Origin of the sequence: Sorangium sp. So ce1036 (assembly GCF_051369805.1) — a bacterium.
GTDB lineage: Bacteria > Myxococcota_A > Polyangia > Polyangiales > Polyangiaceae > Sorangium > Sorangium cellulosum_F.
This window is the reverse complement of record NZ_JBBMOX010000001.1, coordinates 7,673,675-7,697,808: the sequence shown is the minus strand read 5'-3', so window position 1 is coordinate 7,697,808 and position 24,134 is coordinate 7,673,675. Positions and strand designations below refer to the sequence as shown.

The 24,134-nt window shown below is 71.8% G+C and carries 23 protein-coding genes; 14 read left to right on the top strand and 9 right to left on the bottom strand.

What is annotated here, in order from left to right; genetic code table 11:
* The first annotated feature begins 22 nt into the window (after positions 1-22).
* On the top strand, positions 23-862 hold the full coding sequence (gene rnc, locus WMF31_RS28945; RefSeq protein ID WP_436605044.1) for a ribonuclease III: 840 nt from the start codon (positions 23-25) through the stop codon (positions 860-862).
* Positions 859-1,278, top strand: a complete 420-nt coding sequence (locus WMF31_RS28940; RefSeq protein ID WP_436605043.1) for a hypothetical protein — start codon at positions 859-861, stop codon at positions 1,276-1,278. The genes rnc and WMF31_RS28940 overlap by 4 nt, the downstream gene beginning before the upstream one ends.
* Before the next feature lie 171 nt (positions 1,279-1,449).
* Here WMF31_RS28940 and WMF31_RS28935 read toward each other — a convergent pair whose 3' ends face one another.
* Positions 1,450-2,487 (bottom strand): hypothetical protein, encoded by a 1,038-nt coding sequence (locus tag WMF31_RS28935; protein ID WP_436605042.1) that lies wholly within the window; start codon positions 2,485-2,487, stop codon positions 1,450-1,452.
* A 294-nt stretch (positions 2,488-2,781) separates the two neighbouring features.
* On the opposite strand from WMF31_RS28935, the gene WMF31_RS28930 reads away from it, so the two are divergent.
* Together WMF31_RS28930 and WMF31_RS28925 are read left to right on the top strand one after the other, a co-directional pair.
* Positions 2,782-3,300 (top strand): tRNA (cytidine(34)-2'-O)-methyltransferase, encoded by a 519-nt coding sequence (locus WMF31_RS28930; protein ID WP_165373091.1) that lies wholly within the window; start codon positions 2,782-2,784, stop codon positions 3,298-3,300.
* Between the two features lie 92 nt (positions 3,301-3,392).
* Positions 3,393-3,908, top strand: a complete 516-nt coding sequence (locus WMF31_RS28925; protein WP_129346457.1) for a hypothetical protein — start codon at positions 3,393-3,395, stop codon at positions 3,906-3,908.
* Positions 3,909-4,098: 190 nt separating this feature from the next.
* Here WMF31_RS28925 and WMF31_RS28920 read toward each other — a convergent pair whose 3' ends face one another.
* The 3 genes from WMF31_RS28920 to WMF31_RS28910 all read right to left on the bottom strand — a co-directional run bounded on the left by WMF31_RS28920 (position 4,099) and on the right by WMF31_RS28910 (position 7,009).
* Entirely contained in the window at positions 4,099-4,605 is a 507-nt protein-coding gene (locus WMF31_RS28920) for a CarD family transcriptional regulator (RefSeq protein WP_012234339.1), read from the bottom strand.
* A gap of 633 nt (positions 4,606-5,238) precedes the next feature.
* Positions 5,239-6,174: a Ppx/GppA phosphatase family protein gene (locus WMF31_RS28915; RefSeq protein ID WP_436605041.1), complete on the bottom strand. Its 936-nt coding sequence runs from the start codon at positions 6,172-6,174 to the stop codon at positions 5,239-5,241.
* A 10-nt stretch (positions 6,175-6,184) separates the two neighbouring features.
* The gene (locus WMF31_RS28910; protein WP_436605040.1) at positions 6,185-7,009 is read right to left on the bottom strand and encodes an OmpA family protein; all 825 of its coding nucleotides are present in this window, start codon (positions 7,007-7,009) and stop codon (positions 6,185-6,187) included.
* 481 nt (positions 7,010-7,490) lie between these two features.
* Here WMF31_RS28910 and WMF31_RS28905 point away from each other — a divergent pair, with 481 nt between their 5' ends.
* Positions 7,491-7,865 carry a histone H1 gene (locus tag WMF31_RS28905; RefSeq protein WP_129346460.1) on the top strand — a complete coding sequence of 125 codons (375 nt, stop codon included), beginning with the start codon at positions 7,491-7,493 and terminating at the stop codon, positions 7,863-7,865.
* Positions 7,866-8,220: 355 nt separating this feature from the next.
* Here the strand turns inward: WMF31_RS28905 and WMF31_RS28900 are convergent, their stop codons facing one another.
* The 3 genes from WMF31_RS28900 to WMF31_RS28890 all read right to left on the bottom strand — a co-directional run bounded on the left by WMF31_RS28900 (position 8,221) and on the right by WMF31_RS28890 (position 11,438).
* Entirely contained in the window at positions 8,221-9,831 is a 1,611-nt protein-coding gene (locus WMF31_RS28900) for a hypothetical protein (RefSeq protein ID WP_436605039.1), read from the bottom strand.
* Between the two features lie 28 nt (positions 9,832-9,859).
* On the bottom strand, positions 9,860-10,495 hold the full coding sequence (locus tag WMF31_RS28895; protein ID WP_436605038.1) for an AgmX/PglI C-terminal domain-containing protein: 636 nt from the start codon (positions 10,493-10,495) through the stop codon (positions 9,860-9,862).
* 277 nt (positions 10,496-10,772) lie between these two features.
* Positions 10,773-11,438: an HNH endonuclease gene (locus WMF31_RS28890; RefSeq protein ID WP_436605037.1), complete on the bottom strand. Its 666-nt coding sequence runs from the start codon at positions 11,436-11,438 to the stop codon at positions 10,773-10,775.
* Between the two features lie 199 nt (positions 11,439-11,637).
* On the opposite strand from WMF31_RS28890, the gene WMF31_RS28885 reads away from it, so the two are divergent.
* From WMF31_RS28885 to coaD, 3 genes are read left to right on the top strand one after another with little or no spacing between them, the layout of a single operon-like run.
* Positions 11,638-12,537 carry a 3'-5' exonuclease gene (locus tag WMF31_RS28885; RefSeq protein ID WP_436605036.1) on the top strand — a complete coding sequence of 300 codons (900 nt, stop codon included), beginning with the start codon at positions 11,638-11,640 and terminating at the stop codon, positions 12,535-12,537.
* Positions 12,538-12,544: 7 nt separating this feature from the next.
* A complete protein-coding gene (locus WMF31_RS28880; RefSeq protein ID WP_436605035.1) occupies positions 12,545-13,981 on the top strand; it encodes a tetratricopeptide repeat protein in 1,437 nt (478 codons plus the stop codon).
* A gap of 4 nt (positions 13,982-13,985) precedes the next feature.
* Positions 13,986-14,486 (top strand): pantetheine-phosphate adenylyltransferase, encoded by a 501-nt coding sequence (gene coaD, locus WMF31_RS28875; protein ID WP_436605034.1) that lies wholly within the window; start codon positions 13,986-13,988, stop codon positions 14,484-14,486.
* 10 nt (positions 14,487-14,496) lie between these two features.
* Here the strand turns inward: coaD and WMF31_RS28870 are convergent, their stop codons facing one another.
* Positions 14,497-15,531, bottom strand: a complete 1,035-nt coding sequence (locus tag WMF31_RS28870; RefSeq protein ID WP_436605033.1) for a site-2 protease family protein — start codon at positions 15,529-15,531, stop codon at positions 14,497-14,499.
* Between the two features lie 308 nt (positions 15,532-15,839).
* Between WMF31_RS28870 and WMF31_RS28865 the strand changes: the two genes are divergently transcribed.
* From WMF31_RS28865 to WMF31_RS28840, 6 genes are all read left to right on the top strand, one after another.
* Entirely contained in the window at positions 15,840-16,799 is a 960-nt protein-coding gene (locus WMF31_RS28865) for a serine/threonine-protein kinase (RefSeq protein ID WP_436605032.1), read from the top strand.
* A gap of 329 nt (positions 16,800-17,128) precedes the next feature.
* Positions 17,129-18,496 carry a polynucleotide adenylyltransferase PcnB gene (gene pcnB, locus WMF31_RS28860; RefSeq protein ID WP_436605031.1) on the top strand — a complete coding sequence of 456 codons (1,368 nt, stop codon included), beginning with the start codon at positions 17,129-17,131 and terminating at the stop codon, positions 18,494-18,496.
* A 67-nt stretch (positions 18,497-18,563) separates the two neighbouring features.
* Positions 18,564-20,216, top strand: a complete 1,653-nt coding sequence (locus tag WMF31_RS28855) for a transglutaminase-like domain-containing protein (RefSeq protein ID WP_436605030.1) — start codon at positions 18,564-18,566, stop codon at positions 20,214-20,216.
* The gene (locus tag WMF31_RS28850) at positions 20,213-20,659 is read left to right on the top strand and encodes an NUDIX hydrolase (RefSeq protein ID WP_436605029.1); all 447 of its coding nucleotides are present in this window, start codon (positions 20,213-20,215) and stop codon (positions 20,657-20,659) included. Before WMF31_RS28855 ends, WMF31_RS28850 begins: the two co-directional genes overlap by 4 nt.
* Positions 20,660-20,836: 177 nt before the next feature.
* Entirely contained in the window at positions 20,837-21,142 is a 306-nt protein-coding gene (locus WMF31_RS28845; protein WP_436605028.1) for a hypothetical protein, read from the top strand.
* 131 nt (positions 21,143-21,273) lie between these two features.
* Entirely contained in the window at positions 21,274-22,071 is a 798-nt protein-coding gene (locus WMF31_RS28840; protein ID WP_436605027.1) for a TetR/AcrR family transcriptional regulator, read from the top strand.
* Positions 22,072-22,082: 11 nt separating this feature from the next.
* Here WMF31_RS28840 and WMF31_RS28835 read toward each other — a convergent pair whose 3' ends face one another.
* Positions 22,083-24,086: a C1 family peptidase gene (locus tag WMF31_RS28835; protein ID WP_436605026.1), complete on the bottom strand. Its 2,004-nt coding sequence runs from the start codon at positions 24,084-24,086 to the stop codon at positions 22,083-22,085.
* Positions 24,087-24,134: the final 48 nt, after the last annotated feature.

The window sequence follows — 24,134 nt, the reverse complement described above, 5'->3', positions numbered from 1 at the left end:
GCGCGTGGGCAAGGTGCGTGGGATGCTCCCGAGCGAGCTGTTGCGGCGCCTGGATCTGGGGCTGGACGGGGATCTGCCGCACCTCGAGGAGGCGCTGACCCATCCGAGCTTCTCGAACGAGCAGCGAGGCAGCCGGCGCGTGGACAACCAGCGCCTGGAGTTCCTGGGCGACGCCGTGCTCGGCCTCTGCGTCACGGAGCTGCTGATGGAGCGCTTCCCGGGGGCGCGGGAGGGCGAGCTCTCGATGATGCGCTCGGCGCTGGTCAACACGGACGCGCTCGCGGCGTGGGCGCGCGGGATCGAGCTCGGCGCCGCGCTGCGGGTCGGGCGCGGGGCCGAGGTCGCCGGGGAGCGCGACCAGACGAACGTGCTCGCCGACGCCGCCGAGGCGCTCGTCGCGGCCCTGTACCTCGATCGCGGCTTCGAGAGCGCGCGCGCGCTGAGCCGGAAGATCGTCGCGAGCCCGCTCGAGAAGCTCGCGAGCGGCAGCTCGCTCGGGCGCGACGCGAAGAGCGAGCTGCAGGAGCGCGTGCAGGCGCGCGGCGCGGCGTCGCCGCGCTACCGGCTGGTGGGCACGGAGGGGCCGGACCACGATCGCGCGTTCCTCGTCGCCGTCGAGGTCGACGGGGAGGTCATCGGCACCGGCCAGGGCCGATCGAAGAAGCTCGCGGAGCAGGCCGCCGCGCGCGCGGCGCTCGAGGCGCTCGCGGCGGGCGCCGCGCCGGGGCCCGCGCCCGTCTCACCGCCCGAAGGGGCGCTCGCCGAGGCCCTGGGAGGCGCGCCCGAGGGCAGGGAGGCGCCGCCGGAGAGCGGCGGGGCGTCCCCTTCGCGACCCATGAACGACCGAGGACCCAGCCGATGATCCGTCACCTGTTCCTTGCCATCACCTTCGCGCTCAGCGCGCTCTTCATCGCGTTGCCCGCCTGGGCCGGGAGCTACCTCGACCGGGCGAGCCTGCTCCTCGACGAGGCCCGCAGGGAAGGGGACCTGCTCCAGCCGCGGACGCATGACAAGGAGCTCGTCCTGGTGATCCACGCGCTCGCCGAGGCGCGCGCCCGCGTGGCGGCCAGGATGGAGTGTCCTGCCTCTGTCTCCAGGGCGCACCCGCACCTCCTGCTCGTGCTCGAGAACAGCGAGCGCGCAGCCGACGCGGCCGCTCAGGGCAACTTCAAGAAGTTCATGGAACACCTCACCGTGGCGCGAAACGAGGACCGCGCGTTCCGGGCGATCCTCGCCGAGCTCGGGTACACGCTGCCCACGCCGCGCGCGCAGCGCTGAGCGCGGCGCGCACCGGCGCGGCGCGGGCACACGAGCCGCGCCGGTCGGGAGCCGACGCCACGCCGCGCGCGCAGCGCTGAGCGCGGAACACACCGGCGCGATGCGGGCCCGCGATCCGTGCCCGTCGGAAGCGGGGCCACGCCGAAGCGCAGCCCCCTCCGCGGGGACGCCTCAGAACACGGCGCCGAGATCGATCGCGAGGGTCCACTGCTGCCCGAGCCCGGCGAACTTGTTCTCGCCGGCGATCTCGTAGGCCTCGCCCTGGTTCGCGTCCTCGGGCGGTACGACGTCGGTGATGAAGTGCGCGCCGAACTTGACCATCTGGAAGCGCAGCTGGGCGCCGAAGTGGAGCCGGTGGCGCGTCATGCGCACGGCGTCGAACACGACGGTGTTGTTGAAGTCGGCCTGCGAGCCGCCCGAGCACACCGGCTGGCCGTCGTAGGGGACCGGCGCCCCGCCCTGCCCCTCCACGGGGGTCGCCGGCGAGTTCACCCCCCGGAAGTTGCAGTAGCTGACCGCGTCGGTGTTCGGGGTGAGATCGATCAGCCCCGAGTCGCCGAAGATCCGGAGCCACTGGTAGCCGGCGTACGGGGTGACGACCACGGTGCCGGAGATCGGCAGCGGCTTCGACACCTGCGCGTCGATGCCGGCGACCGTCAGCTGGAACTCCTCGGTCCCGGTGACCGTCCGGACGCTGCCGCCCACGGCGACCTCCGGGAAGATGGCGGGGATGCCCTTGCGGAAGCCCTCGAACAGCGCCCAGCGCACGTCGGCGCCCGCGCTGATGAGGTTCGTGTTGGCGAGGAACCCGACCGCGGTGGTCAGCTCGAACCCGAACGGAAAGCCCTTGCGCACCTTCAGCGCGTAGTGCTGCAGGAAGGCGTCCGGGCTCCTGTTCTCGATCGAGAAGTCCTTGGTCGTCGGATCCTGCGGCCCCTGGGTGCCGCGCTTCCAGTAATCCGCGTCGCTGTCAATCTTCGTGAAGTCGGCCTCGAGGCCGATCTCGAACCCGCCGTAGCCGGTGGTCCGCGCCGCGTGCATCGCCGACGGCGCGACCGCGAAGCCGTACTGCGCGATGAGCTTCGCGAACGCGGCGTCGTCGGTCTGGCAGCGCTCGTAGCGCGAGGCGGGGTTGTAGTAGAGGCCCTTGTCCGGCCCCACCAGGCGGCAGCCCGAGTCGCGCACGAGCCGCGCGAGGGCTGGATCCATGGTGTCCGCGGTCGCCACCGAGGACGACACAACACCTGCAAGGGCAATGGCCGAGGCGATCCAGCACGATGCACGCATACCGAGCGAGTCTCCGAGGCGGGAGGCTACGTGTCCGCTCGCACAGCCGTCAAGCGAACAGAGGCACCTCGTCGCTTTCCGATCACGTTTTGCGTCGCCCCACGTGGGCTGGCTGCCTCCTCCGGGGCCGCGCCGGCCAGGTCGCGGCCGGCGCCGGATGCACGATCGGCGCGCTCGGGGGTTGCGGCGCGCGGGCGCGTCGCGGAAAGAGAGGCCGTGCTCAAGGACGGTCGCCCCCGGCTCCGCGCGGCGCCGCTCGATCCGCCGTTCCGGATCGTGCTCGTCGAGCCGGAGATCCCGCAGAACACAGGCAACATCGCGCGGCTCGCGGCTGCGACGCAGAGCCCACTGCACCTGCTCGGCAGGCTGGGGTTCCGCATCGACGAGCGGAGCGTCCGCCGCGCGGGGCTCGACTACTGGCACCTGGTCTCGCTCGAGCAGCACCTCAACCTCGCCCATTTCCAGAACCGGCACCCGGACGCGCGGCTGCGCCTGTTCAGCGCGCAGGCGACGCGGAGCTACCTCGACGCCGACTTCCGGCCGGGCGACGCCCTGGTGTTCGGCAAGGAGAGCGTGGGCCTCGACCCCGAGCTCCTCGCCCGCATGCCGGACGACGTCTTCGGGATCCCCACGCTGGGCGCCGTGCGCTCTCTCAACCTCGCGAACGCGGTGTCGATCGTCCTGTACGAGGCGCTCCGTCAGGCGGGCGCGCTCGCGGGCGCAGCGCCCGGATGAGGGGGCGAGGCGGCGATGTGCGGCGGATGAGGCGCGCGGGACGGGTGCGCGCGGTGGACGCCGGCGACGAGGCGTTCTAAGGGGAGGCGGTCATGGCGGTGCACCGGCAGGGCTCGCGACGCAGCGATCGACGGGCCGCCTCGCGTCTGCGCGGGGTCGGCGTCGCGATCGCGCTCTCGCTCGCCGCGCTGGCCTCCGCCGGGTGCAGCAGGCGGCCCCCGAACGGCACGCCTGACGGCGCCGTGCGGGAGCTGATCGCGCGCCTGCGCCAGCTGCACGGCGATCCGGCCGACGCCAAGGCGGCCTTCGAGCTCCTGTCCCGGCGCGCCCGGGACAACCTGGCGACGCGCGCGCAGCGCTACAGCGCGGCGACCGGGAAGGCGATCGCTCCCGAAGCGATGATCACGCCGTCGCGCTTCCTCCTGCGGTTCGAGCCGCAGCGCTACGTCGCCCAGATCGCCGGCGCGCACGCGCTGGTCGACGTCGCCGGCCTGCTCCCGGGCGAGCGCGCCCAGGTGCCGTGTGTGTACGAGGATGCAGGCTGGCGCGTCGACCTGGCGCTGCCTCCGCTCCCCCCCGAGCAGAAGCGGCCCGGCAGCGATCTCTGAGCGAGGGCGGCCCGGCGGCGATCGCCGAGCGAGGGCAGCGCCCGCCCCGCCGGGCAGCCGCGATCGAGCGTTCGCCGCCCTGGGTCGCCGTGCCTCCCGCCTGGCAACTCGGACCCACAAAAGCCCGGAGGCCGGCAATGCCGGCCTCCATCGGCAGCGGCCGCAGGGCCGCTAACCATGAGGGTTCGCCTCAGTTGGCGAGAAAGATCGCTTCGATTTCGGTCTTCACCTGCTCTTCCGTCTGGCCCCGGGCGATCGCGATCTCCTTGACGATCAGCGTCCGGGCCGTGTCGAGCATGCGGCGCTCACCGAACGAGAGTTGCTTGTCCGTCTTCAGGCGGTAGAGGTCGCGGAGCACCTCCGCGACGTCGTAGATCGAGCCCGTCTTGATCTTGTCCATGAAGCCGCGGTAGCGGCGGTTCCAGGTCTGGTTGTCGAACGCGATGGTGCGCTCGCGGAGAATATCGAAGATTTCCCGGATTTCCTGCTCTGAGATGACCTGGCGAAGGCCGACCGCGCTCGCATTGCTCACTGGAACCATGATCTTTCGATCCGTGTCCAAGATGCGGAGAACATAGAACCGCTGGCGATTACCCGCGATATCCTTCTCCTCGATGTTGACCACCTCGGCCACGCCCTGGGCCGGGTAGACGGCTTTGTCGCCCACCTTGAACTGGATCTCCGAACGAGCCTGCATATCGTCTCCTTTGCCTTCCACCCCGCCGTCTCTTTATTTTTTTCGTCTGCTCCCCGAGATCCTCCTCGGGGAGCGTCCGTTGAACATGCGGTTGAACCTGGACCCGCAGAACCAACACACACCGTCGCGCATTCCGAGAAAAACGCCGAGATCGCCGCTCGAGAACGCTGCTCGAGAGGCAAGCGCGCGAGCACCACCGCCGTGACCCTCGAGAGGTCGGTGCTCCGGCGTGCAAAGCAGAATCCTGGTCAGCGGCGGAAGAAGCGGACGGTTCCGGGCGGAAGGGACTGAGGTTGGGGGAACGGCCCCCTCGAAAAAGGGCCGGTTTGCGCCAGGCGCGCGCACTCTAGTGATCCGGCGCAGATACGTCAACAAAATTCCCCGTAGCTGACCCATCGTGGGATTATCATTGCGTTTTTCTTCTCGAGATCGGGCGGGGTCACAGTGTGTGCCAGTGGAGGCATCCGCCTAGGCGCGCGCCGGCTCGCCCCCCTAGCTTAGGGCAGAGCGGGCGTCTCCGGGAGAGGTGGCGGACCTGACCTGGGTGGGATGGCTCAAATATGTGGTCGAGCCAACGGGGTGTGGGCGGATTGCCGGGGAGAAATCCGTCCGACCTTCAGCGGGTGGGGAGGCTCAAGGGAGGCAGAGCCGTTCGGCCAGCCCCCAGCGGACGCCGCGATCGGAGGCGACGAGATCGACGGAGCTTCCGGATATCCTGGTGACCCAGGCGAGGATCTCCTCGATGAGCACGCTGCCGGCCACGATCACGTCGGCGCGCGCTGGATCCAGGGCGCGAAGCTGCCGGCGGGCGGCGAGCGGCATCGACGCGAGCCGGGACGTGAGGGCGACGATCTCCGTCCGGGATATCCTGGCGCCGTGCACGCGGGCGCCGTCGTACGGGACCACGTCGCGCACGATCGCAGCGAGGGTGGTCACCGTCCCCGCGACGCCGACCAGGGTGGGCGCGGCGGCCAGGCGCTCCGCTGGAAACATGGCCAGCGCGGCCCGGGCGTCCGCGCGCACGGCCTCGATCTCGGCCTCGGCCGGCGGGTCCGAGCGGATGTGACGCTCGGTCAGGCGGACGCTGCCCACGTCGAGGCTCGCCGACTGCACCACCGCGCCGTCGGCTCCGCCGACGATGATCTCGGTGCTCCCGCCGCCCACGTCGAACACGACCCTGGGCCCCTGGGCCGGCGCATCGAGCCCCGTCAGCGCGCCGGCGAACGTGAGCTCCGCCTCCTCCCGCCCGGAGATGACGCGCGGCGCGGCGCCGATGAGCTCGCTGGCGCGGGCGATGAACGCCTCGCCGCCGGCGGCGTCGCGCATCGCGCTGGTCCCGACGGCATCCACGCGCTGGGCCCCCAGGGTCCGGAGCTCCTCGCCGTAGCGGGCGAGGCAGGCGAGCGTGCGCTCCACGGCCTCGGGCGCGAGCGCGCGCGCCGCGTCGACCCCCTGGCCGAGCCGGGTGATCGTGGCGCGCTCGACGAGCGCGACGAGGTCGCCCCCGCGGCGCTCGGCGATGAGCAGGAGGACCGAGTTCGTCCCGATGTCGATGGCCGCGACGCGCATCCGCCTGGACCTACTGGGTGAGCGTCTTCAGGTCGAGCATCTCCTCGACGTTCGGCAGCACCACGAGCTCGCAACGGCGGTTCGCCTGCTTGTTCTCGGGGGTGTCGTTGGGCTTCACCGGGTCGGTGTCGCCGTAGCCGGAGGCGCTCCACCGCTCCGGCTTGAGGCCGCCGCCGCCCTTGTCCTCGGGCTGGAGCAGGAAGGCGAGCACCTCGCGGGCGCGCATGACGCTGAGCCCCCAGTTGTCCTTGAAGCGACCGCCGGCGAGCGGGGTGTTGTCCGTGTGCCCGGCGACCTGGAACGAGCGCGCCGACAGCCCGGCATCGTTGCGGATGACCTCGGCCACCTTGAGCAGGATGTCCTGGCCGTCCTTCTTCAGCGTCTCCCGGCCCGAGTCGAAGAGGACGTCGCCGGGCAGCTGGATGACCATCCGGTTGTTGCGGACGGTCACGTTCAGCCCGAGCTTCGTGAGCGCCTGGAGCTTCTCCCGCAGGACCTCGAAGCGCTTCTTGATGTCCTCGAGCTGCTGGGCGCGGCGGCGGAAGTCGTCGAGCGCGCGGGCCTGCTGCTCGAGGTTCGCGTTCAGGTTGGAGATGTCGACGCCGGCGGCCTTGAGCTGGGACTTGAGCTGCTCGATCCTGGCCGCGGCCTCGTCGAGCTCGCCCTTCGCCTTCTTGTTCTGCGCCTGCTCGGCGCTCAGCTGGGTCTTCAGGCCCTCGATCTCGCGGATCTTCGCCTGCATCTCCTCTTCCGAGTAGCCGCATCCGGACGCTCCCGAGCCGGCAAGGAGCGTTGCGCCCAGCAGCAACCACGACGTCGAGCGACGAACCAACATACCTTTCCTCCTAGAGCGGCGCGGAGCTCAGGCCCATGAGCAGCGAGCTCGGCGCGGGCGGCGCGACGGTAGCGAGGCGAATGGCGCCGCACAAGGCTCTCTAGAGCCTGCGCAACGCGGGTGCTCCGTGCGACCATGAGTCGTCCAGCGCTCTTCGCGGCGCCGGACAGGCGCGCGATCGCCGGGGAGGAGCGGCGCGCGACAAGACAGAGCCTCGATTGATTGTCAACAAAAATCGACCGTTTCTGGCGCCTGGTGGATTTCACCATGGCCTGATCCGGCGTTTACCCTCGCAACGCTTGCAGACCAGTTTGCCTGGAACACACGGGATACATCAGTTTAGGCCCTGCAAGATTTTCCTTGACCGTCACCATGCGTGGCAATATACGTCGTGCAACATCTGTTGCCTCGGTCAGGAAATTGTATCGGCGAGGACGTTCGGCGATGCCCGGGTGCCGGGGCGAATGCAGGAGGATTTCCAATGGCTGCTAAGAAGACCGCGAAGAAGCCTGCGAAGAAGGTGACGAAGTCGGCCAAGAAGCCCGCCGCCGCGAAGGCCGGGAAGGTCGCGAAGAAGCCGGCGCGGAAGGCAGCGAAGAAGGCCGCCCCGAAGCGCGCCGTCGCCAAGAAGACCCCGAAGCGCGCCGCCGCCAAGAAGCCCGCCAAGAAGGTCGCGAAGAAGCCGGCGCGCAAGGCCGCAGGCAAGAGGGCGGCTGCGCCGAAGAAGGCGGCCGCGACCCGCGGACGTGCGGCTGCCAAGCGCGCGCCGGCCAAGGCCGCGAGCACCCGCGGCGCGCGCAAGAGCACGCCAGCACCCGCCCCCGTGAGCGTCGCGCCGTCCGACGAGTCGGAATAAGGCGCTCCAGGCGCGCCTCGCACCTCCTGGTGGATCGAGGCGCTGCGAGCGGACCCACCGACCGCGACGAGACGGGTGGGTCCACAGGGGCGCTCGGGGGGTGAAGAACGCCGGAGAGACGGCGCTGGACACAGCGCTGGAGTAGCGCACGCGAGCAGGTGAAGACGTCCCTGCGGCGGCGCCGCCGCGGTATGGCGGGGGCTGCGGGCGCTGGCGATGAGGCGAGGCTCGTCTCCGCGTTGACGGCGGGCTCGTCTCCGCGCTGACGGCGCGGCACCGGCAGGGGAGCGCGCGGCCTCCAGCGGCGTTTCCCCGGGAACGGCGGCGAGCCTTGCTCCCGGCGGCGGTGCGTCGCTCAGGTGCGCTCGCCGAGGTAGAGCCGGAGGGCGCGCGCGGCGCCCTTGCGATCGAACGGGACGCCGACGAGGTCCTCGCGCTTCGAGATCTGCTCGAAGAGCTTCATCAGGAACTCGTGGAACGCCTCGCACTCGCGGATGGCGGCGTCGAGCCGCTGCGGATCGAGCAGATCGCTGTCCTCGAGCGCCGTCATCGCCGCGATGAACGCGTCGACGCGCGGGTAGTCGCCCACCCGGAGCAGCGGATAGCCCATCGCCTTGAAATACGAGAGGAACTCGCGAACGAACGCGAAGCTCGCGATGCCCGTCCATCGATCGGGCGCGGGGCCCGTCTGGCGCGCCTTGCTGGCGAACGCGCGCGCGATCTGGGCGAACATCCACACGTCGCGCCGGAGGCGATCGCTCGTCGCGCGCCGCGCTGCCTGATCATCGAAGACGCGCCCCTCCTCGAGCTTCGCGCCGAGCGCGCGGCCGAGGAACAGGATCGCGTTCTGCAGCGCGGGGCGCAGGCCGTGCGAGGCGGCGCGGAGGCGGACGCGGTACTCGGACTCGCTCACGAGCGCGTCGGCGGGCGGGAGATCGTGCTCGAAGGCGCGGCGCATCTCGAGCCGCAGGTTCGCGGAGAGCCCGGTCAGCGCGGCCTTCGTGGCGAGGAGGCGGTGCCCCTCGGCGGCGAGCTCGTCATGGCGCGCGACGATGTCGCTCGCGGCCACGCGCATGAGATCGCGTTCGAAGCTGTCGGCGAGCAGCGAGCCGGCGCGGCGCCGGAGGTAGTTCGAGAGCGCGCGGGCGTCGCTGCGCAGGACCGCGAGCACCAGGTAGCCGCGCCCGGCGACGTGGCGATCCGAGTGATCGATGGCGATCGCGTCGAGCAGCCGGAGGTACCGGAGCATCCTGAACAGCGCGAGGAACGTGAGCGCCACGAGGCGGTGCGCTTGCTCGCCGGGCACGCGCTGGATCAGCTCGAGGACCTGCGTCGACGCGATGCGATCGAACTCCGGGCGGAACTCGAGCGCGTGGAGCGGGTTGAAGAACGCGCTCTGGGCGATCTCTCGCATCGCCGTCGCGAGGTGGGCGTAGAAGAGCCTGAAGTTGACCCGCGGGAGCCGGAGCAGCCCGCCCGCGACCTCGATGAGGTTCGTGAACCCGTGCCTCAGCACGAAGAGGCTCGACTCCGGCGACTCCTGCGCCATCGTCGCGTGCAGGAGGCGCGTGCGCGCGGTGTCCTCCGGGAGCACCGTCTCCAGGTACCGCTGGAAGACGAAGGCGCGATCGCGATCGCCGAGCATGGTGCGCGTGAGCTGCACCACGCGCGCCATGCCGTCGCGGGCGTGCTGGAGGTGCTCGTGGAAGTCGTGGCTCACGATCGTCTGGCGTCGCCCGGCGCCGGGGTGGTTCCTCGGGTTCGCGAAGCAGGCGACGCCCTTCAGGAGGATCTCGAGCTCGAAGAGCGTCTCCTCCTTCTTGTCGGCCGCGAGGCGCGCGAACCACGCCTCGCGGGCTTGCTGCTGCTCCCGCCTCAGGCCGCGCGTGTCACGGAGCAGCTCGGCATAGGCGTTGCGGCCGGGGTGGCCCGAGCCGCGCAGGATCCCCGAAGCATCGCTCGACACAGACGTGCTCCTCGCCGGCGACGCGCGGCTAGTTGCGTCGCTTGAAATCGAAGGGGTAGGTCAGGACCGTCTCCTTGCCGCTCGGCGAGCGCGCCCAGGGGATCGACGCCGCGAGATCCGCCATGCAGGACTCCACCTGGGGCGCGGTCACGTCGCTCTTGTCGCGCACGATGATCGCCTCCTCGACGGCCCCGTCGGGCTTCAGCTTGAGCTGCCAGGTGATCTTGCCCTGCGCGCCCGGATGCTTGCGGGCGTAGAGATCGAAGCAGCACCGGAAGGCGTCGCGCTTCGCCTTGATCGTGTCGACGAGCGGCTGCAAGCGATCACTCGAGCCCGCGTCGGCGGACGTCATGGCGTTGTTCATCACGACCCCGCCGTCCGGCGGCTCGTTCGTGATCTCGGAGGCGAGCTCCTTGCAATCCTCGACCGTCTCGGCCTTCCGACGGGGCGCCGGCCTGTCCGGCAGCACCGGCGCGGCGGCGGCCCCGCCGGAGGCGACCGGGGGCTCGGCGCCGGGATCCGTGGCCGGCGGCGGGGCGGGAGAGCCGAGCGGCGTGCTGTCGGGCGGCGAGGGCGGCGTGGTGCCGCTCGAGCAGGCCGCGAACAGGGCAGCGGCGAGGAGGACTCCGGTGAACACGGCGCTGGCGGCGGCGCAGGGACGCATGGCGCGCATACTAAACGGTCCGGCCGAGCGGAGGCGAGGCGCCTCGTGTTTTTCTCCTCGCCACGCCGACTCCTCTGCACCGAGGACGGGGGAGCGCCGTCGCGTACTGCGACGCGGAGGGGCGCGTCGCCGCGGTCCCGCGAGCGCTCGCCCCACGCCCCGGCTCCCGGGAGGGAGCCGCGCCGCCCCCGGGAGGGAGCCGCGCCGCCCCCGGGAGGGGAGCCGCGCCGCCCCCGGGAGGGGGGCCGCGCCGCGAGGCGCCCTGCGATGGCGGGCGTCAGCCGGTCTTGAGGAAGGGGTCCCACTCGTCGAACGGATGCGGCAAGCCGAGCAGGATCTGCATGGTCGACGACCACCGCGGCGGGAGCGGCTGGCGGATGAGCCGCATGCTGGCCTCGTCGGGCGTGCGCCAGCCCTTGCGGAGGTTGCACGTGCGGCACGCGGTCACGAGGTTCTCCCAGGAGTCCTCGCCGCCGCGCGAGCGCGGGAGCACGTGGTCGATGTTGAGATCCCGGAGGGGCGGGCGGCGCGCACAGTACTGGCACTGGTGCGCGTCGCGGAGCATCACGTTCTTCCGCGTGAGCCGGATCGTCGGGCGCCGCATGCGATCGTAGCGCCGGAGATGGAGGACGCGCGGCACGCGGAGCGAGCCGCCGACCACGGGGAGACCGTCGTCCTTCTCCCGGACCGGCAAGCACCGCCAGGCCGAGAAATCGTGGAGATCGCCGGCCTCGTCGATGGCGAGGGCCGCGCCGCCGAAGAGCAGCAGGAAGGCGCGCCGCGCCGTCGTGATCTGCACTGGCTGGAAGAAGCGGTTCACCACGAGGACCGGAAGATCGAGCGGCTCGGTCTTCCGCTCGCGGCGGAACCCCTGAAACCCGTCGCCGAGATCGGGCTCTCCATGAGGAGAGCCCCCCGGGACTTTCGCTTCCCCGTTCGGCACGTGGGGAGTGTAGCAACGAAATCCCCGGTGAACATCCGGGCCGCGGCCCCGGTGCCCGGACGGCGCGGGCCGGGGGACGGCCGCCCCCGGCGCCGCGCGGCGGATCGCTTTCAGTCGGGCGCCGGTTTCGCTAAGACGCGTCCATGCTGAAGGACTGGCGTCTCCCGAGTCGAGCCGCCGCGGGGGGGAAGCAGCACGGATGACAGAGCAGCGCGAAGGAGCGGAGCCGGAGCGGACGACCGGCGCGGAACCACCCTCCGGCTCGCCGTGGGACGAGCCGATCGCGCGCGCGCCGCTCGTGTTCCTCGACCTCGAGATGACCGGCCTCCGCCCGGAGAGCGACCGCGTGATCGAGGTCTGCGCCGAGCGGATGCGGGGGGACGCGCTCGAGGACGCGGTCACCTCGCTCGTCCGGCCCGAGCCCGGCGTGTTCGGCAACGCGCACGTGCACGGCATCGATCCGCAGGCGCTCGCGGGCGCGCCCACGTTCCCCGAGCTCTGCGATCGCATCGAGCAGGTGATGGAGGGCGCCGTGCTCGTCGCCCACGCGGCCGCGTGGGACGTGGCGTTCCTCGAGGCGGAGCTCGCGAGGGCGGGCAAGGCGAAGCGCGTCCCGTACTACCTCGACACGCTCGTCCTCTCGCGCCGGGCCTTCGCCCTGCCGAGCCACAGCCTCGCCTCCCTCTGCCGGGAGCTCGGCGTGCACCGCGAGCGGGCCCACCGCGCCGAGGACGACGTCCACGCCCTGCGCGCCGTCTTCCGCAAGATCGTGGAGGTCCTCGCCCCGCGCACGCCGCGCGACCTGTGGCACGTCCGGATCGGCGAGCGCCACGCGCGGCCGGCGCTGGTGGCGGCCGCGGTGCGCGCCGCCGAGCATGCCGCGACCGTGCGCATGCGGTACCGGCCGGCGCGCCGGGGGCCGGAGGAGCTCGTGGTGTGCGTGACGGGGGTGCGAACGGACCTCGACCCACCCCGGGTTCTCGGCTATCTGCTGCCGTCGCGCAGCCGCCGCGAGCTCCGGGCCGATCGCATCCTGGCGATCGAGCCGATCTCGCCGGGAGAGCCCGGGCCGGACGGCACGGCGGCGCGGAGGGCCTGAGATCCACGTGCGAATCCATTCGAATCGAACCGCGCTGACGAGCCGCTCGCTCACCGTCCGCCTCGGCGGCCTGCTGGCCGCGACCCTCCTCACCGCCTCGTGCTCGACGCTGCCCGGCGCCGAGTCCGCCCGCCCGCCGACGGCGGAGAAGTGGCTCGCCCGCGCCCGGCACGAGTTCCAGTCCGCCGACGTGGACAACGCGCGGGACGCGGTCGCGAAGGCGCTGGCGATCGTCCCGTCCGACACCGAGGCCCGCCTGCTCGCGGGGCGCATCGCGCTGGCGAGGCTCGACTACGCCGAGGCCCTGCGCCTCCTCAAGGGCGTCTCCGGCTCCGAGGCCGCCGGGCTCCGCGGCCGCGCGCTCTGGTACAAGGGCGACCTCGACGCCGCCGCCGACGAGCTCGAGGCGATGCTCGACGATCCGGACGTGGTCGACGACTGGGCGAAGTCGATCGCCAAGCTGGCGCGGCGCGGCGCGGGGCGCGCGCCGTTCACCCTCTCGGGCGCGCTGCTCGCGGCGATCGAGATGCCCCACGTCAACCCGGCCGCGCCGTTCTTCGTCGTGCCGGTCGAGATCGACGGCGAGTCGGCGCTCGCGATGGTGTCGACGGGCACGGGCGAGGTGGTCCTCGACAGCAGCACGCGCAAGGAGCCGAGCTGGATCTCCCTCCGCTTCGACAAGAGGCTCGAGATCAACGACGTCCCGGCGCTCACGCAGGATCTCTCGGGCATCTCGAAGCAGATGGGCGCGCCGATCAAGGCGCTGCTCGGGGTGAACCTGCTCCGGCACCTCAACGCGACGATCGACTACGGCGGCCGGCAGTTCGTGGTGCGCAGCTTCTCGCCGCCGGCGCCGCCCGACGCGACGCGCGTCGACGTCGCCTTCATCAAGGGCGGCGGCATGGTGCTGCGGAGCAGCCTCGGGCCCGACAAGTCGGTGCAGGGCCCGCTGCTCGTCGACACGTCGATGACGTTCCCGATCGCGCTCGACAAGGAGGGCTGGAAGAAGGCCGGCTCCGAGGTCGACGCGCTGAAGCCGGTCCCGGAGGACCCCGAGCAGCGGCTGAAGCAGGGCGTCGTGCCGGTGCTGCGGCTCGGCGCGCTGGAGATCCCCAGGGTCCCGGGCGTGTACGGCGCGCCGCTCAACGCGGTCGAGAAGCAGCTCCAGCTCGATCTGGACGGCGTCATCGGCGCCGGGCTGCTCGCCTACTTCCGCATCACCTTCGGCGACGGCGGTCGGCTCATGTGGCTCGAGGACGACACCGCCGTCAACAAGCTGCTCCGTGGCAGCGAGCCGGCGCCGGCCGACGAAGGGCAGGCGCCCGCCGCGCCGCCGGACCAGCCCGGCCCCGCGGGCGAGGCCGGCGCACCCGCGCCCAAGGCGCAGCCGCCCGCCGCGCCACCGCCGCCCGCGGCCGCTCCCAAACGCACGCCGGACCGGTGACGCCATGTCCAAGGAACTTCTGGCGGTCTACGCAGGGAGCTTCGACCCCATCACCTTCGGCCACCTCGACCTGATCCAGCGGGCGTCGACGCTGTTCGATCAGGTGATCATCGCCGTCGGCCGGCATCCCACGAAGAGCCCGCTCTTCTCGTACTCGGAGCGGCTGGAGCTCCTGCGAAAGACCACGAGCGAGGTGCCGAACGCGCGGATCGACTCGTTCGAGGGGTTGCTCATCCAGTACTGCCAGCGGGTGGGCGCGCGCGTGATCGTGCGCGGGCTGCGCGCGGCGACGGACTTCGAGTACGAGCTGCAGATCGCCCACGCAAACGCGGACATGAACCCCGGCATCGACACCGTGTTCCTGCCGACCCGCACCCACTACGGCTTCGTCTCGGCGTCGCTCGTGCGCGAGATCGCGAGCCACGGCGGCGACGTCAGCCATTACGCGCCCGCCGCGGTCTGCGACGCCCTCCGGGCGAAGTTCGGCGCCGCTGCGAAGCCCTGAGCGCGCGCGCTCAGTAGGTCCCGAACGGGGTCGGCATCAGCAGCAGCACGAAGAGGATCAACGTCACCACCGCGATCGCCCTGCGCGCCGGCGACAGCGCGCCGGGCTCCGTGGGAGGGTGCTCCCGTCCGCCCACGCGCAGCATCACGTAGACGACGCCGAACCACATCAGCCACGGCATCCCGTTCGCGATCGCCGCGCCGAGCGCGTCGGGGACCCCCTCCGCGCGGAAGCGCGGCGTGAAGTAGGCGACGTTGCCGAGGAACAGCGCCAGCATCAAGAGGTGCGCGGCGCGGCCGTAGCGGTCCTGCCTCTTGCCGAACAGCGCGTAGGCGACGTGCCCTCCGTCGAGCTGGCCGACCGGGAACAGGTTGAACGCCGTGATGAGCAGCCCGGCCCACCCCGCCATCGCGGTGGGGCCGAGGAAGACGTCGTGGCTCTCCGGGATCGGGCCGACGGCGAGCCACCTCAGCAGGAGGTAGAGCAGGCTCCTGCCCTCCTGCAGCGCGGGCCCCGAGGTCGCGTGCACCTCCGAGCGCGCGAGGCCCACGAGGAGGACCGGGATCGCCACGACGAGGCCGGCCAGCGGCCCGGAGGCGCCGATGTCGAGCAGCGCGTTGCGCGACTTGATCGTGCCCTTCATCGAGATCACCGCGCCCATGGTGCCCAGCGGGCTCACGACCGGGAGCGGGATGAAGTAGGGGAGGGACGCCTCGACCCCGTGCGCGCGCGCCGCGAAATAGTGCCCGAACTCGTGCGCCAGCAGGATCGACAGGAACGGCACCGCGAACGGCCACGCCTGCGGGAGCGCCTTCACCAGGGAGAGCAGGCTGTCGTCCTCCGGCGTGATCGGAGCCCAGAGGGTGCCCGCGACGAACACCGAGACGACCGTCAAGGCGAACAGGGCGAGGTTCTTCTTCCAGCGGAGCGGCGCCGGCCGCGGGGGGGCCGCGGCGCTCGGCCCTGCGGAGATCGTGGCCGCGGGAGCGCGCTCGGCCTCGATGTCGAGCGCGCTCGAGGCTGTGAATCGACGATCGTCGGTCATGCGGCGCTTAGCGTGGCCGCCTCCACGCCGACGCTCAAGCGGCCCGAGCGCTCCTCGACGCGAGGACGCGAGCGCGCGGCGCGTGACTTCGGCTGTGAGCGTAGTCACCTTCGTCCCCGTTGCTCCATGAATCGGCCTGCGCCGACGTGGCGCCGCGCTGGCCGGCGCTCGTCCTCGGAGCGTGCCCGCCCGCCGCGGCTGTCCGGCGGCGCGATCCCTCTGCACGGCGCCTGCCGGCCGGCGCGCTGCCCTGCGCCTCCGCTGCGCGCCTTTGCCCTGGCCCGGCGCGACTGCGCTACGCTCGTCTCATGCCTCCTGCTCGCGTCGCCGCCGAAGCGCTCGTGGGCAAGCTCCTCTGCAACAAGTACCGCGTCGTGCAGCTCCTGGGCAGCGGCGGCGTCGGTCACGTCTACCTCGCGGAGCGCCTCGAGAGGCCCCACGAGGCCGCGGCAGCGCGCGTCGCTGTCAAGGTCCTCCGCGCGGAGCTCCGCGACGATCCGTTGCTCGTCGCGCGGTTCGAGCGGGAGGCCGCCGCCGCGTCGCGCGTCCGTCATCCGAACGTCCTCCGCGTCGAGGCGCTCGAGCGCGCCGGCGATACGCCGTGCTTCGCGATGGAGCTGCTCGTCGGCCTCGATCTCGCCGACACGCTGACCTTCGCCCGCTCGCTCGCCCCCTCGCGCGCGGTCCGGATCGCCGCCGACGCCGCCGCGGGCCTCGAGGCCGCGCACCGCGCCGGCGTGCTCCACCGCGACGTGAAGCCAGAGAACCTGTTCCTCGTGCACGCCGCCGACGGGCGCGAGATCGTCAAGCTGCTCGACTTCGGGTTCTCCTTCACCCAGGGCCAGGGCGAGGGCGCGCTGCTCCCCCGCGTCGTCGGGACCCCGGAGTACATGGCGCCCGAGCAGGCGCAGGGCGCCCCGGCGGGCCCCGCCGCCGACGTCTACTCCCTGGGCATCGTGCTCTACGAGATGCTCGTGGGCCGTGTCCCTTTCCAGGGCCCGTACCCGGCCATCGCGGAGAAGCACGGGCGCGAGCCGCCGCCGCCGATGCACCGGCTGCACCCGGGGCTCCTGGTGTCCCGCGAACTCGACGCCGTGGTGCGCAAGGCGCTCGTGAAGGACCCCCGCAGCCGGTTCGCCTCGATGGCGGAGCTGCGGCAGGCGCTGCTCGCGACGCCGGAGGTGAGCGCCGGGGCGCCGCCCTCCGGCCCGCCGGACGCCGCGGCGAGGACGCTCCCCGGCGCGGAGCCCTGGGGAACCAAGCCGTGACGCTCGCCCGCTCCGCCCGCTCCGGCGACTTCCGTGTCCCCCCCTTTCCGTGTCCCCCCCCTTTCCGAGCCCCCCCTGCGGCTCGGCTTTGCTCCCACGGCGAAGCCCTGCTAGACGGCCGTTAGCCTCTCTTGTTCCGGGCGACAGCCGGATCAGCCCGTCAGGCCGAACCAGGTCGCGGCGAGCGCTCCGGCGCGGTTCGGAGGTCCGCGGGCGCGGGCCTCGTTTGCGCGGGTCGGCTCTCCAGCGGGTGCTGGGGTCCAGCATCGCGCGCCAGTCGCCCTCCACTCCCTCCAGGCTCTGCCTGGCCGCTTTCTCGGTTGCTGATTATGGGTCGTGCGACCCCATCTCCTGATCACGGCACATCGGCGCTCCAAGACGCCGAACACCCGCTCTACGAGGGCCGCAGCGCCTCCGGGGTCCACCCGGCGACCGGGGTCGAGCTCACCCCGACGGACGCCGGCGCTCGCGGCGACGATCCGTTCCGCGTCGAGCTCGTCGACGAAGACATCCCCACCCCGCGCCGCTACCAGGTCGTCTTCGACGAGGCGCGGATCGATCCCGACGTCCAGAAAGTCGTGCGGCGCCTCGTTCGCCACGGTTACCAGGCGTATCTGGTGGGCGGATGTGTGCGGGACCTCCTGCTCGATCGGCGCCCGAAGGACTTCGACGTCGCCACCAGCGCACGGCCGGAGGAGGTCCGCGAGCTGTTCCGCAACTCGCGGATCATCGGCCGGCGATTCCGTCTGGTTCACGTCCTCTTCCAGGGCGGGAAGGTCATCGAGGTGGCGACGTTCCGTCGCAACCCCAAGGAGGACGCCGACGACGGCAGCGAGCTGCTCATCCGGAGCGACAACGCGTTCGGCGCCGCGCACGAGGACGCCCTCCGCCGCGATTTCCGGATCAACGCGCTCTTCTATGACGTGGAGGCGCGGCAGATCCTCGACTGGGTCGGCGGCATGGACGACGTGCGCCGGCAGGTGGTCCACACGATCGGCGATCCGGAGACGCGCTTCCGGGAAGACCCGGTCCGCATCCTGCGCGCGCTCAAGTTCGCCGGTCGGCTGGGCTTCGCGATCACCCCCGGCGTCTACGACGCGATCGTCTACTGCCGCGACGCGCTCGCGCTCGCGGCGCGCCCCCGGCTCTCCGAGGAGATCCTGCGCCTTTTGCGCGGCGGTCAGGCGCGCCGCACCATCTACCTCGCGTGGGAGACGGGGGTGCTCGACGTGCTCCTGCCCGAGGTCTCGGCGCTGCTCTACGACGACCGCGGCGACGACGGCCCGGGCCAGCGCCTCTGGCGCGTGCTCGACTACGTCGACCGGCGCACCGCCGCGGACCGGCCGCTCGACGATACGGTCCTCTGGACGCTCCTGCTCCTCGAGCCGATGAAGGAGGCGTGCGACGGCGTCCGCGATCGCGCGGCCGCGGTCGCCGATTTCCTCGAGCCCCTCATCGATCGGCTGGCGATCTCGCGCCGCTACGCCGACGGCATGCGGCGCATCGTCGCGGTCCTGCCGCGGCTGGCCGGCGGCCGCGCCGGCCGCTTCGCGCGGACGGACATCTTCCAGCCCGCCCTCGACGTGCTGGCCGCCGAGCTGACCGCGCGCGGCGAGTCGACCGAGGCGATCGATCGGCTCCGGTCCACCTCGCATCCGCGGCGCCATCCCGCGGACGGCGCGCTGTACCGGCGGTGAAAGGCGGCCGGCGGTCGGCCCGCCGGCGTGGAACATCTCCGGCGTTTCTGGTTCCATCAGGATCCCGATGTCCGATCCGACCGCGCGAAAGCGCCGTGCTCCTCCGCCCGCCGCCTCAGCTCCGCGGGGCCGGCTCGGCGGCCGGGCGCGCGGCCTGGTCGCGTTCGCGCTCGCCTGCGCCGTGTCGCCGCTCGCCGACGCGCAGGGATCGCTCCTGCACGAGTTCATCCCGCCGGATCCGGAGGAGGACGTCTCGCTCGCCACGACGACGCTCGACGGGGGGCTCCCGGCGGCGATCCAGACGCCGAGCGGCCTGGCCACGGCGCCCGATCCGCAGCGCCCGCCCGGGAGCCAGCAGCAGGTTTACGGCAGCGCCGGATCGGACGCGGGGCCGGACGCGTCCTACGAGCCGGATCGCGACACCCGGAGGCCGAACGTCGAGCGCTACGACGATCCGTTCTCCCCTGCGACCGCGCCCTTCAAGCGGCTGCAAGCCTACGACGCCGTGCGGGCGGACTACTCGCTCGTCGTCCGCGAGCGGAGCCTCACGCCCATCGAGGTCGGCGGCGCGGTCTCGGCGGGAGACGAGGCGTTCTACGGCGACATCGCGGTCGATCTCGTCCCGAACCAGCCGGTCCGGATCCCGACGGTCGGGCCGGAGACGCGGCTCGTGCGGATGCACGTGAACCCCGCCACGCCGGTCGTGCTGCTGCGCGACGGCGCCGACAACTGGTTCGCGCGTGGCACGACGAGCGCGCGGATCCGGCTGGTCGTGCAGCTCGCGATCGCCCGCGCGACCTTCGGCAGCGAGTTCGCCGACGTCGACTGGGGCAAGCTCGAGCCGTACCGGGTGCCGCAAGAGCCCTCCCACGAGGCCGCGTTCAGGCAGGTGGCTCAGGCCATCGGCATCTCGCCTTCGATGCGGCCGCGCGACGTCGTGCACAGGATGGTCGAGTATTTCCGGTCGTTCGCCCCGTCGGACGAGCCGCCCAGGGAGCACGGGGACATCTACCTCGACCTCGCGCTCTCGCGGAAAGGCGTCTGCCGGCATCGCGCCTTCGCGTTCCTCGTGACGGCCCTGCACATCGGGATCCCCGCGCGGATGGTCGTGAACGAGGCGCACGCCTGGGTCGAGGTCTTCGACGGATCGCTCTGGCACCGTATCGATCTCGGAGGCGCCGCCCTCGACATGGACCAGGAGATCGATCCGAGCCGTCCGCCCCATGTGCCGCCTCCGGATCCGTACAGCTGGCCGGAGCAGCGCGACTCGGGCCAGGCCCTCGCCGAGCGGACGCGCGCCGAGCAGGCGCCGCAGGGGCCCTCTGGCGCGGGCAGCGCGAGCAGCAACTCTGCCGCGCCGCCGGCCTCGGCGCTGCCGCCGCCCACCCCCACGAGCGACCCGGGAGACCGCCCGGCGGAGCGCACCGAGATCGTCGTGACCGCGCTGGACAAGGACATCCGTCGCGGTTTCCCCTTCCACATCCAGGGGCAAATCAGCAGCGGCGGGGCGCCGTGCGGGCACGTCCGCGTCGACGTGATCCTGACGGGGAGCGCCGCCCCGCAGGGCGTGACGGTCGGCTCGCTGTCGACCGATGAGCGCGGCCGCTACGACGGCGCGGTGATCCTCCGGAGCGATATCGCGCTCGGCGCCTACGACCTCGTGATCGCGACGCCCGGCGACGTCCGCTGCAAGGCTGGCCGCTCGGACACGGCCCTTTGAGCAGCGCGCCGGATTCCCCCTCCTCGCCCCCGCGCGTGGCCGTGGGCGCCGTCGTGATCGAGCGCCCCCCGGACGCGCCCGACGCGCCGCGCGTGCTCCTCGTCCGGCGCGCTCGCCCTCCGCTGCTGGGCGCCTGGTCGCTGCCCGGCGGCCGCGTCGAGCCCGGAGAGCGGCTCGCGGACGCCGTAGCGCGCGAGGTCCGCGAGGAGACGGGCCTCGAGATCCGAGTCGGCCCGCTGGTGGAGGTCGCGGAGATCGTGGAGGCCCCCCATCATTACGTGATCCTCGATTACCTGGGCGAGCCGATCGGGGGCGCCCTCTCTCCCGGAGACGACGCTTCCGAGGTCGCTCTCGTCCCCGTGTCCGACCTGCCGGCCTATGGTCTCACCGAGATCGCGCTCCGCGTGATCCATCGGGCCCTCGCGATGGCGGCCGGTGGATGAAATGGCGCGGAGCCGGGAGAGGCTGACTTGGCGCAGCCCGCACGGGAGGCGCCATGTCGGCAGAAGAGCGATTCCCTCCCATGAATCCATCCGTGATGCGCAATGACGATGTGATTTGCTGTTCCATCGGTAGCGACATCCGCTGACGGCAGCGCTAGGTTCCAGAGGGGGGCCGCGGTGAGCGCTGGTTCGGCGATCAGGACGGGGGTGGTGGTCGTCGCGGCGGCGGCCCTCCTCGCTCCGCCGCGCTGCTTCGCCGGTGTCGATCTCGACGGCGCTGGCCTGTTCGCGCTGCCCGCCCAGCGCATCGCGCGCGCCGCCGAGCCTCTGGCGCAGCGCGGCTCGCCGGGCGGAGCCGGTGGGCCCGCGGCGCGGGTGGCGCGCACGCTCTCGAGGGCCGTCACTCGGGCGCTGCGCTCGGGCATCTCCCCGATGTTCCTCGGCGTGCACGGCCTCGGTGTGATCGTATCCGGTGAAATGTGATGATCCCGGCGACTTCATGGCCAGGTCAGGTCGGCAGAGCGATCGCGCTCGGCGACGTCGATTGACGAAGGCGTGGCGCCCATCGCATCTGGATTGCGGAGTTCCTGGAACCATCGTAGACCGGTATGTCTATGAGCCCAACGCGGAGAGCGCGGAAGGAGGAGCAGAAGGAAGAGCGGCGGCGGCTCATCATCGACGCGGCCTGGAGGCTGTTCCAGGAGACCCCCTATCCCGAGGTCACGATGGCGCAGGTCGCCGAGCGCACCAGGCTCGCGAAGGGCACCCTCTACCTCTATTTCACGACGAAGGAGGAGCTCTTTCTCGCCGTCATCGACCAGGAGCTCACGAAATGGTTCGATGAGGTGGACCTCCGCCTCGCGCTCCTCGACCCCTCGCGGGGTGAGGCGGCCGCGGCGCGCCCTCGGCCCGCGCGATCCCGCCGCGGCGCCGCCGCCGCGTCCCCGAAGGACACCGCCGCCGAGATCGCCTCGATCCTGTCGACGAGCCTCGCGGCGCGTGACGCGATGACGCGCCTGCTCTCCATCCTGCACAGCATCCTCGAGCAGAACGTCAGCTACGAGGCCGCCCTCCGCTTCAAGCTCTCCCTCCTCGCGAACGTCGAGCGCACGGGCGCGCTGCTCGAGCGGTGCCTGCCGTCGCTCGGTCCCGGGCGGGGCGGCCAGATCCTCATTCGCATGTATGCCCTGGTCATCGGGATGCGGCAGGTCTGCGATCCCAGCGACGTGATTCGCGACATCCGCAGCCGGCCGGATATGGGTGTTTTCCGGATCGATTTCGGCGAGGAGATCCGGGCCTCGTTTGCCATCCTCCTGAGCGGGGCGAGCGCGTCGCCGCTCGGGCCCGAGCGGCTAGCGGTCCCGGTCCGCGGCGCGCTCGGCGCCGTGGAGCGGCGTGGTCCGGAGAGCTGAGGGGCGCGCGCTCACCACGGATCCCGCACGGACATGGGCGGCAGGTGGTCGGCGAACGGCTGGTTGAGGATCCGCGCAATCACCGACTTCCACGTGGTCATGTCGTTCTCGAAATCCTCGTGACGCCGGGCCTCGGAGCCGTGAGGCGGAGGCCTCGTGTTCGGTCCCTTGATCCACTCCGCCCTCGGAAACACCATGGGCCGCTCCTCCCTGTCCTGCGTGAGGAGCGCGAGGACGTCCGCGTTCTCCGGATCGAGGAGCCCCGCTTCCATGCCGAGCAGCGAGACGCCGCTCGCCCCGGGCACGCGCGGGCGCCGCTCCAGCGCGTTCGAGGCCAGGTAGAGCAGCGACCGGCCGTACACCTCGCAGTGATCCTGGAGCTCCGCCTCGTCCGTGAGCGTGAACAGGGCGAAGCGGCGGATCATGCCGCCCTTGATCGCCGGCATGTACGTGTCGCGGAACGCGTCGATCGCGCTCGCCGGGGCGAGCAGCGACAGCGACTCGATGGGGAGCCCGAGCCCGAGCTGGCCCCGCATCGGGCCGCCCTCGATCCTCTTGCCCTTGTCCGCCGTGACGAGCTGGACGAGCGGCGCGAGCAGGAAGCTGCCGCTCGAGTGGCCGACCAGGTGGAGCTCGATCCTCGGATCCCTGTCCATGAGCGCCGCGAGGCGGCCGATCATCTCGCGGACGCCGCCGTGGTCGGCGTCCATCGTCGCGTCGCCGGCGGCGAGCTTCATCCGATCCCACTCCGCCTTCCCGCCCATGCGGCGGACGAGCGGCTCCAGGGCGTCGTCGCGCCGATCGATCATGAACCCGAACGCCCGCGGGTCGTAGCCGTCGTGGCGGCGGCCCTCGGTGGCGCGGTGGAGGATCTCGAGGAGGCGCGGATAGTGATCGGTCTCCCAGAGCAGCTCGATGGGGTAGATCTCGTGCCCGAGCAGCTTCGGCCGGAGGCGCGACATCCTGTTGATCGCGTCGATCTGCCGGCGCAGCGCGCCGCCCGCGATGAGCAGGAGGCGGCGGCGCTTCCAGGTCTCCGCCGCGTTCAGGAAGTCCTCCTCGATGATGATGCGGACGTCCTCCGACGACGTGCCGTAGGCGCCGCGCCGCTGGAGCTGCCCGTGCATGTCGATGCTGATGAGGTGCGGCCGCAGGCTGGCGAACGTCCGGCTCGTGGAGGTGAGCGGGCGCAGCGATCGCGGCTGGTTCAGGCGGACGGGGGCGCCGAGCCGGCCGACCCACGCGTCGAAGCCGTACTGCAGCCAGTCGTCGTAGCAGAGCCGGCCGAAGCCGCCCTTGCCCCAGCCGCTGCCCCACGAGTTCTGGAGCCAGAAGCCCTCCGCGTCGTACCCGACGATGGCGAAGGCGTGACCGCCCCAGGGGGCGATGAACGGGTTCGTCTTGTCGACCGGCGGGATGATGCCGTTCTTCTGGGTACCGTAGTACCAGCCGTTGAACGGGATGAGCGCCGAGGCCGCGATGACCCCGACCTCCGCGAGCGCGTTGTGCATCGCCGCGAGGTCCTTGTGGTTCACCCGTTGATACAGGCCGAGCGGCCGGAGCATCGCGTCCGCCGCGCGCTCCGGCGTGAGCGCGCCGTGGAGATCGTTCGGGTCCCAGGGCCACCGGTCGTAGGAGCAGATACCGTGTTTGTGCCAGCCCTTCATGGCGCCCCTCAGGCTGGAGCCCCTCGCGTCGTCCTCGCCCGGATACTCGTCGTAGCGGCGCGCCATCGTGTACACCATGTTCTGGCTCACGAGGCCGTGGTCCGGCGAGGTCTTGCGCTTGCGGAGCAGGTAGTGCGCCACCGTCGCGATCGTGAAGCCGGTGCAGCCGTTGTTCCTGCCCTGATCCAGCACGGGCACGCCGTGCTCCATGAAGCGCTCGGGGGGCATGACCGGGGGCACCTCCGTCATCGTGGGGCGATAGAGGTTGTCCCGGAAGTCGAGGACGTCAGCGCGGGCGTCGGTCGTGATGTCTCCGTAACGCTCGCTGAAACGCTCGGAATCGATCATGGTTTTCCGATCTCGTGCAGCCGTCGAGTGTCGCACGGGCCGCGCTCC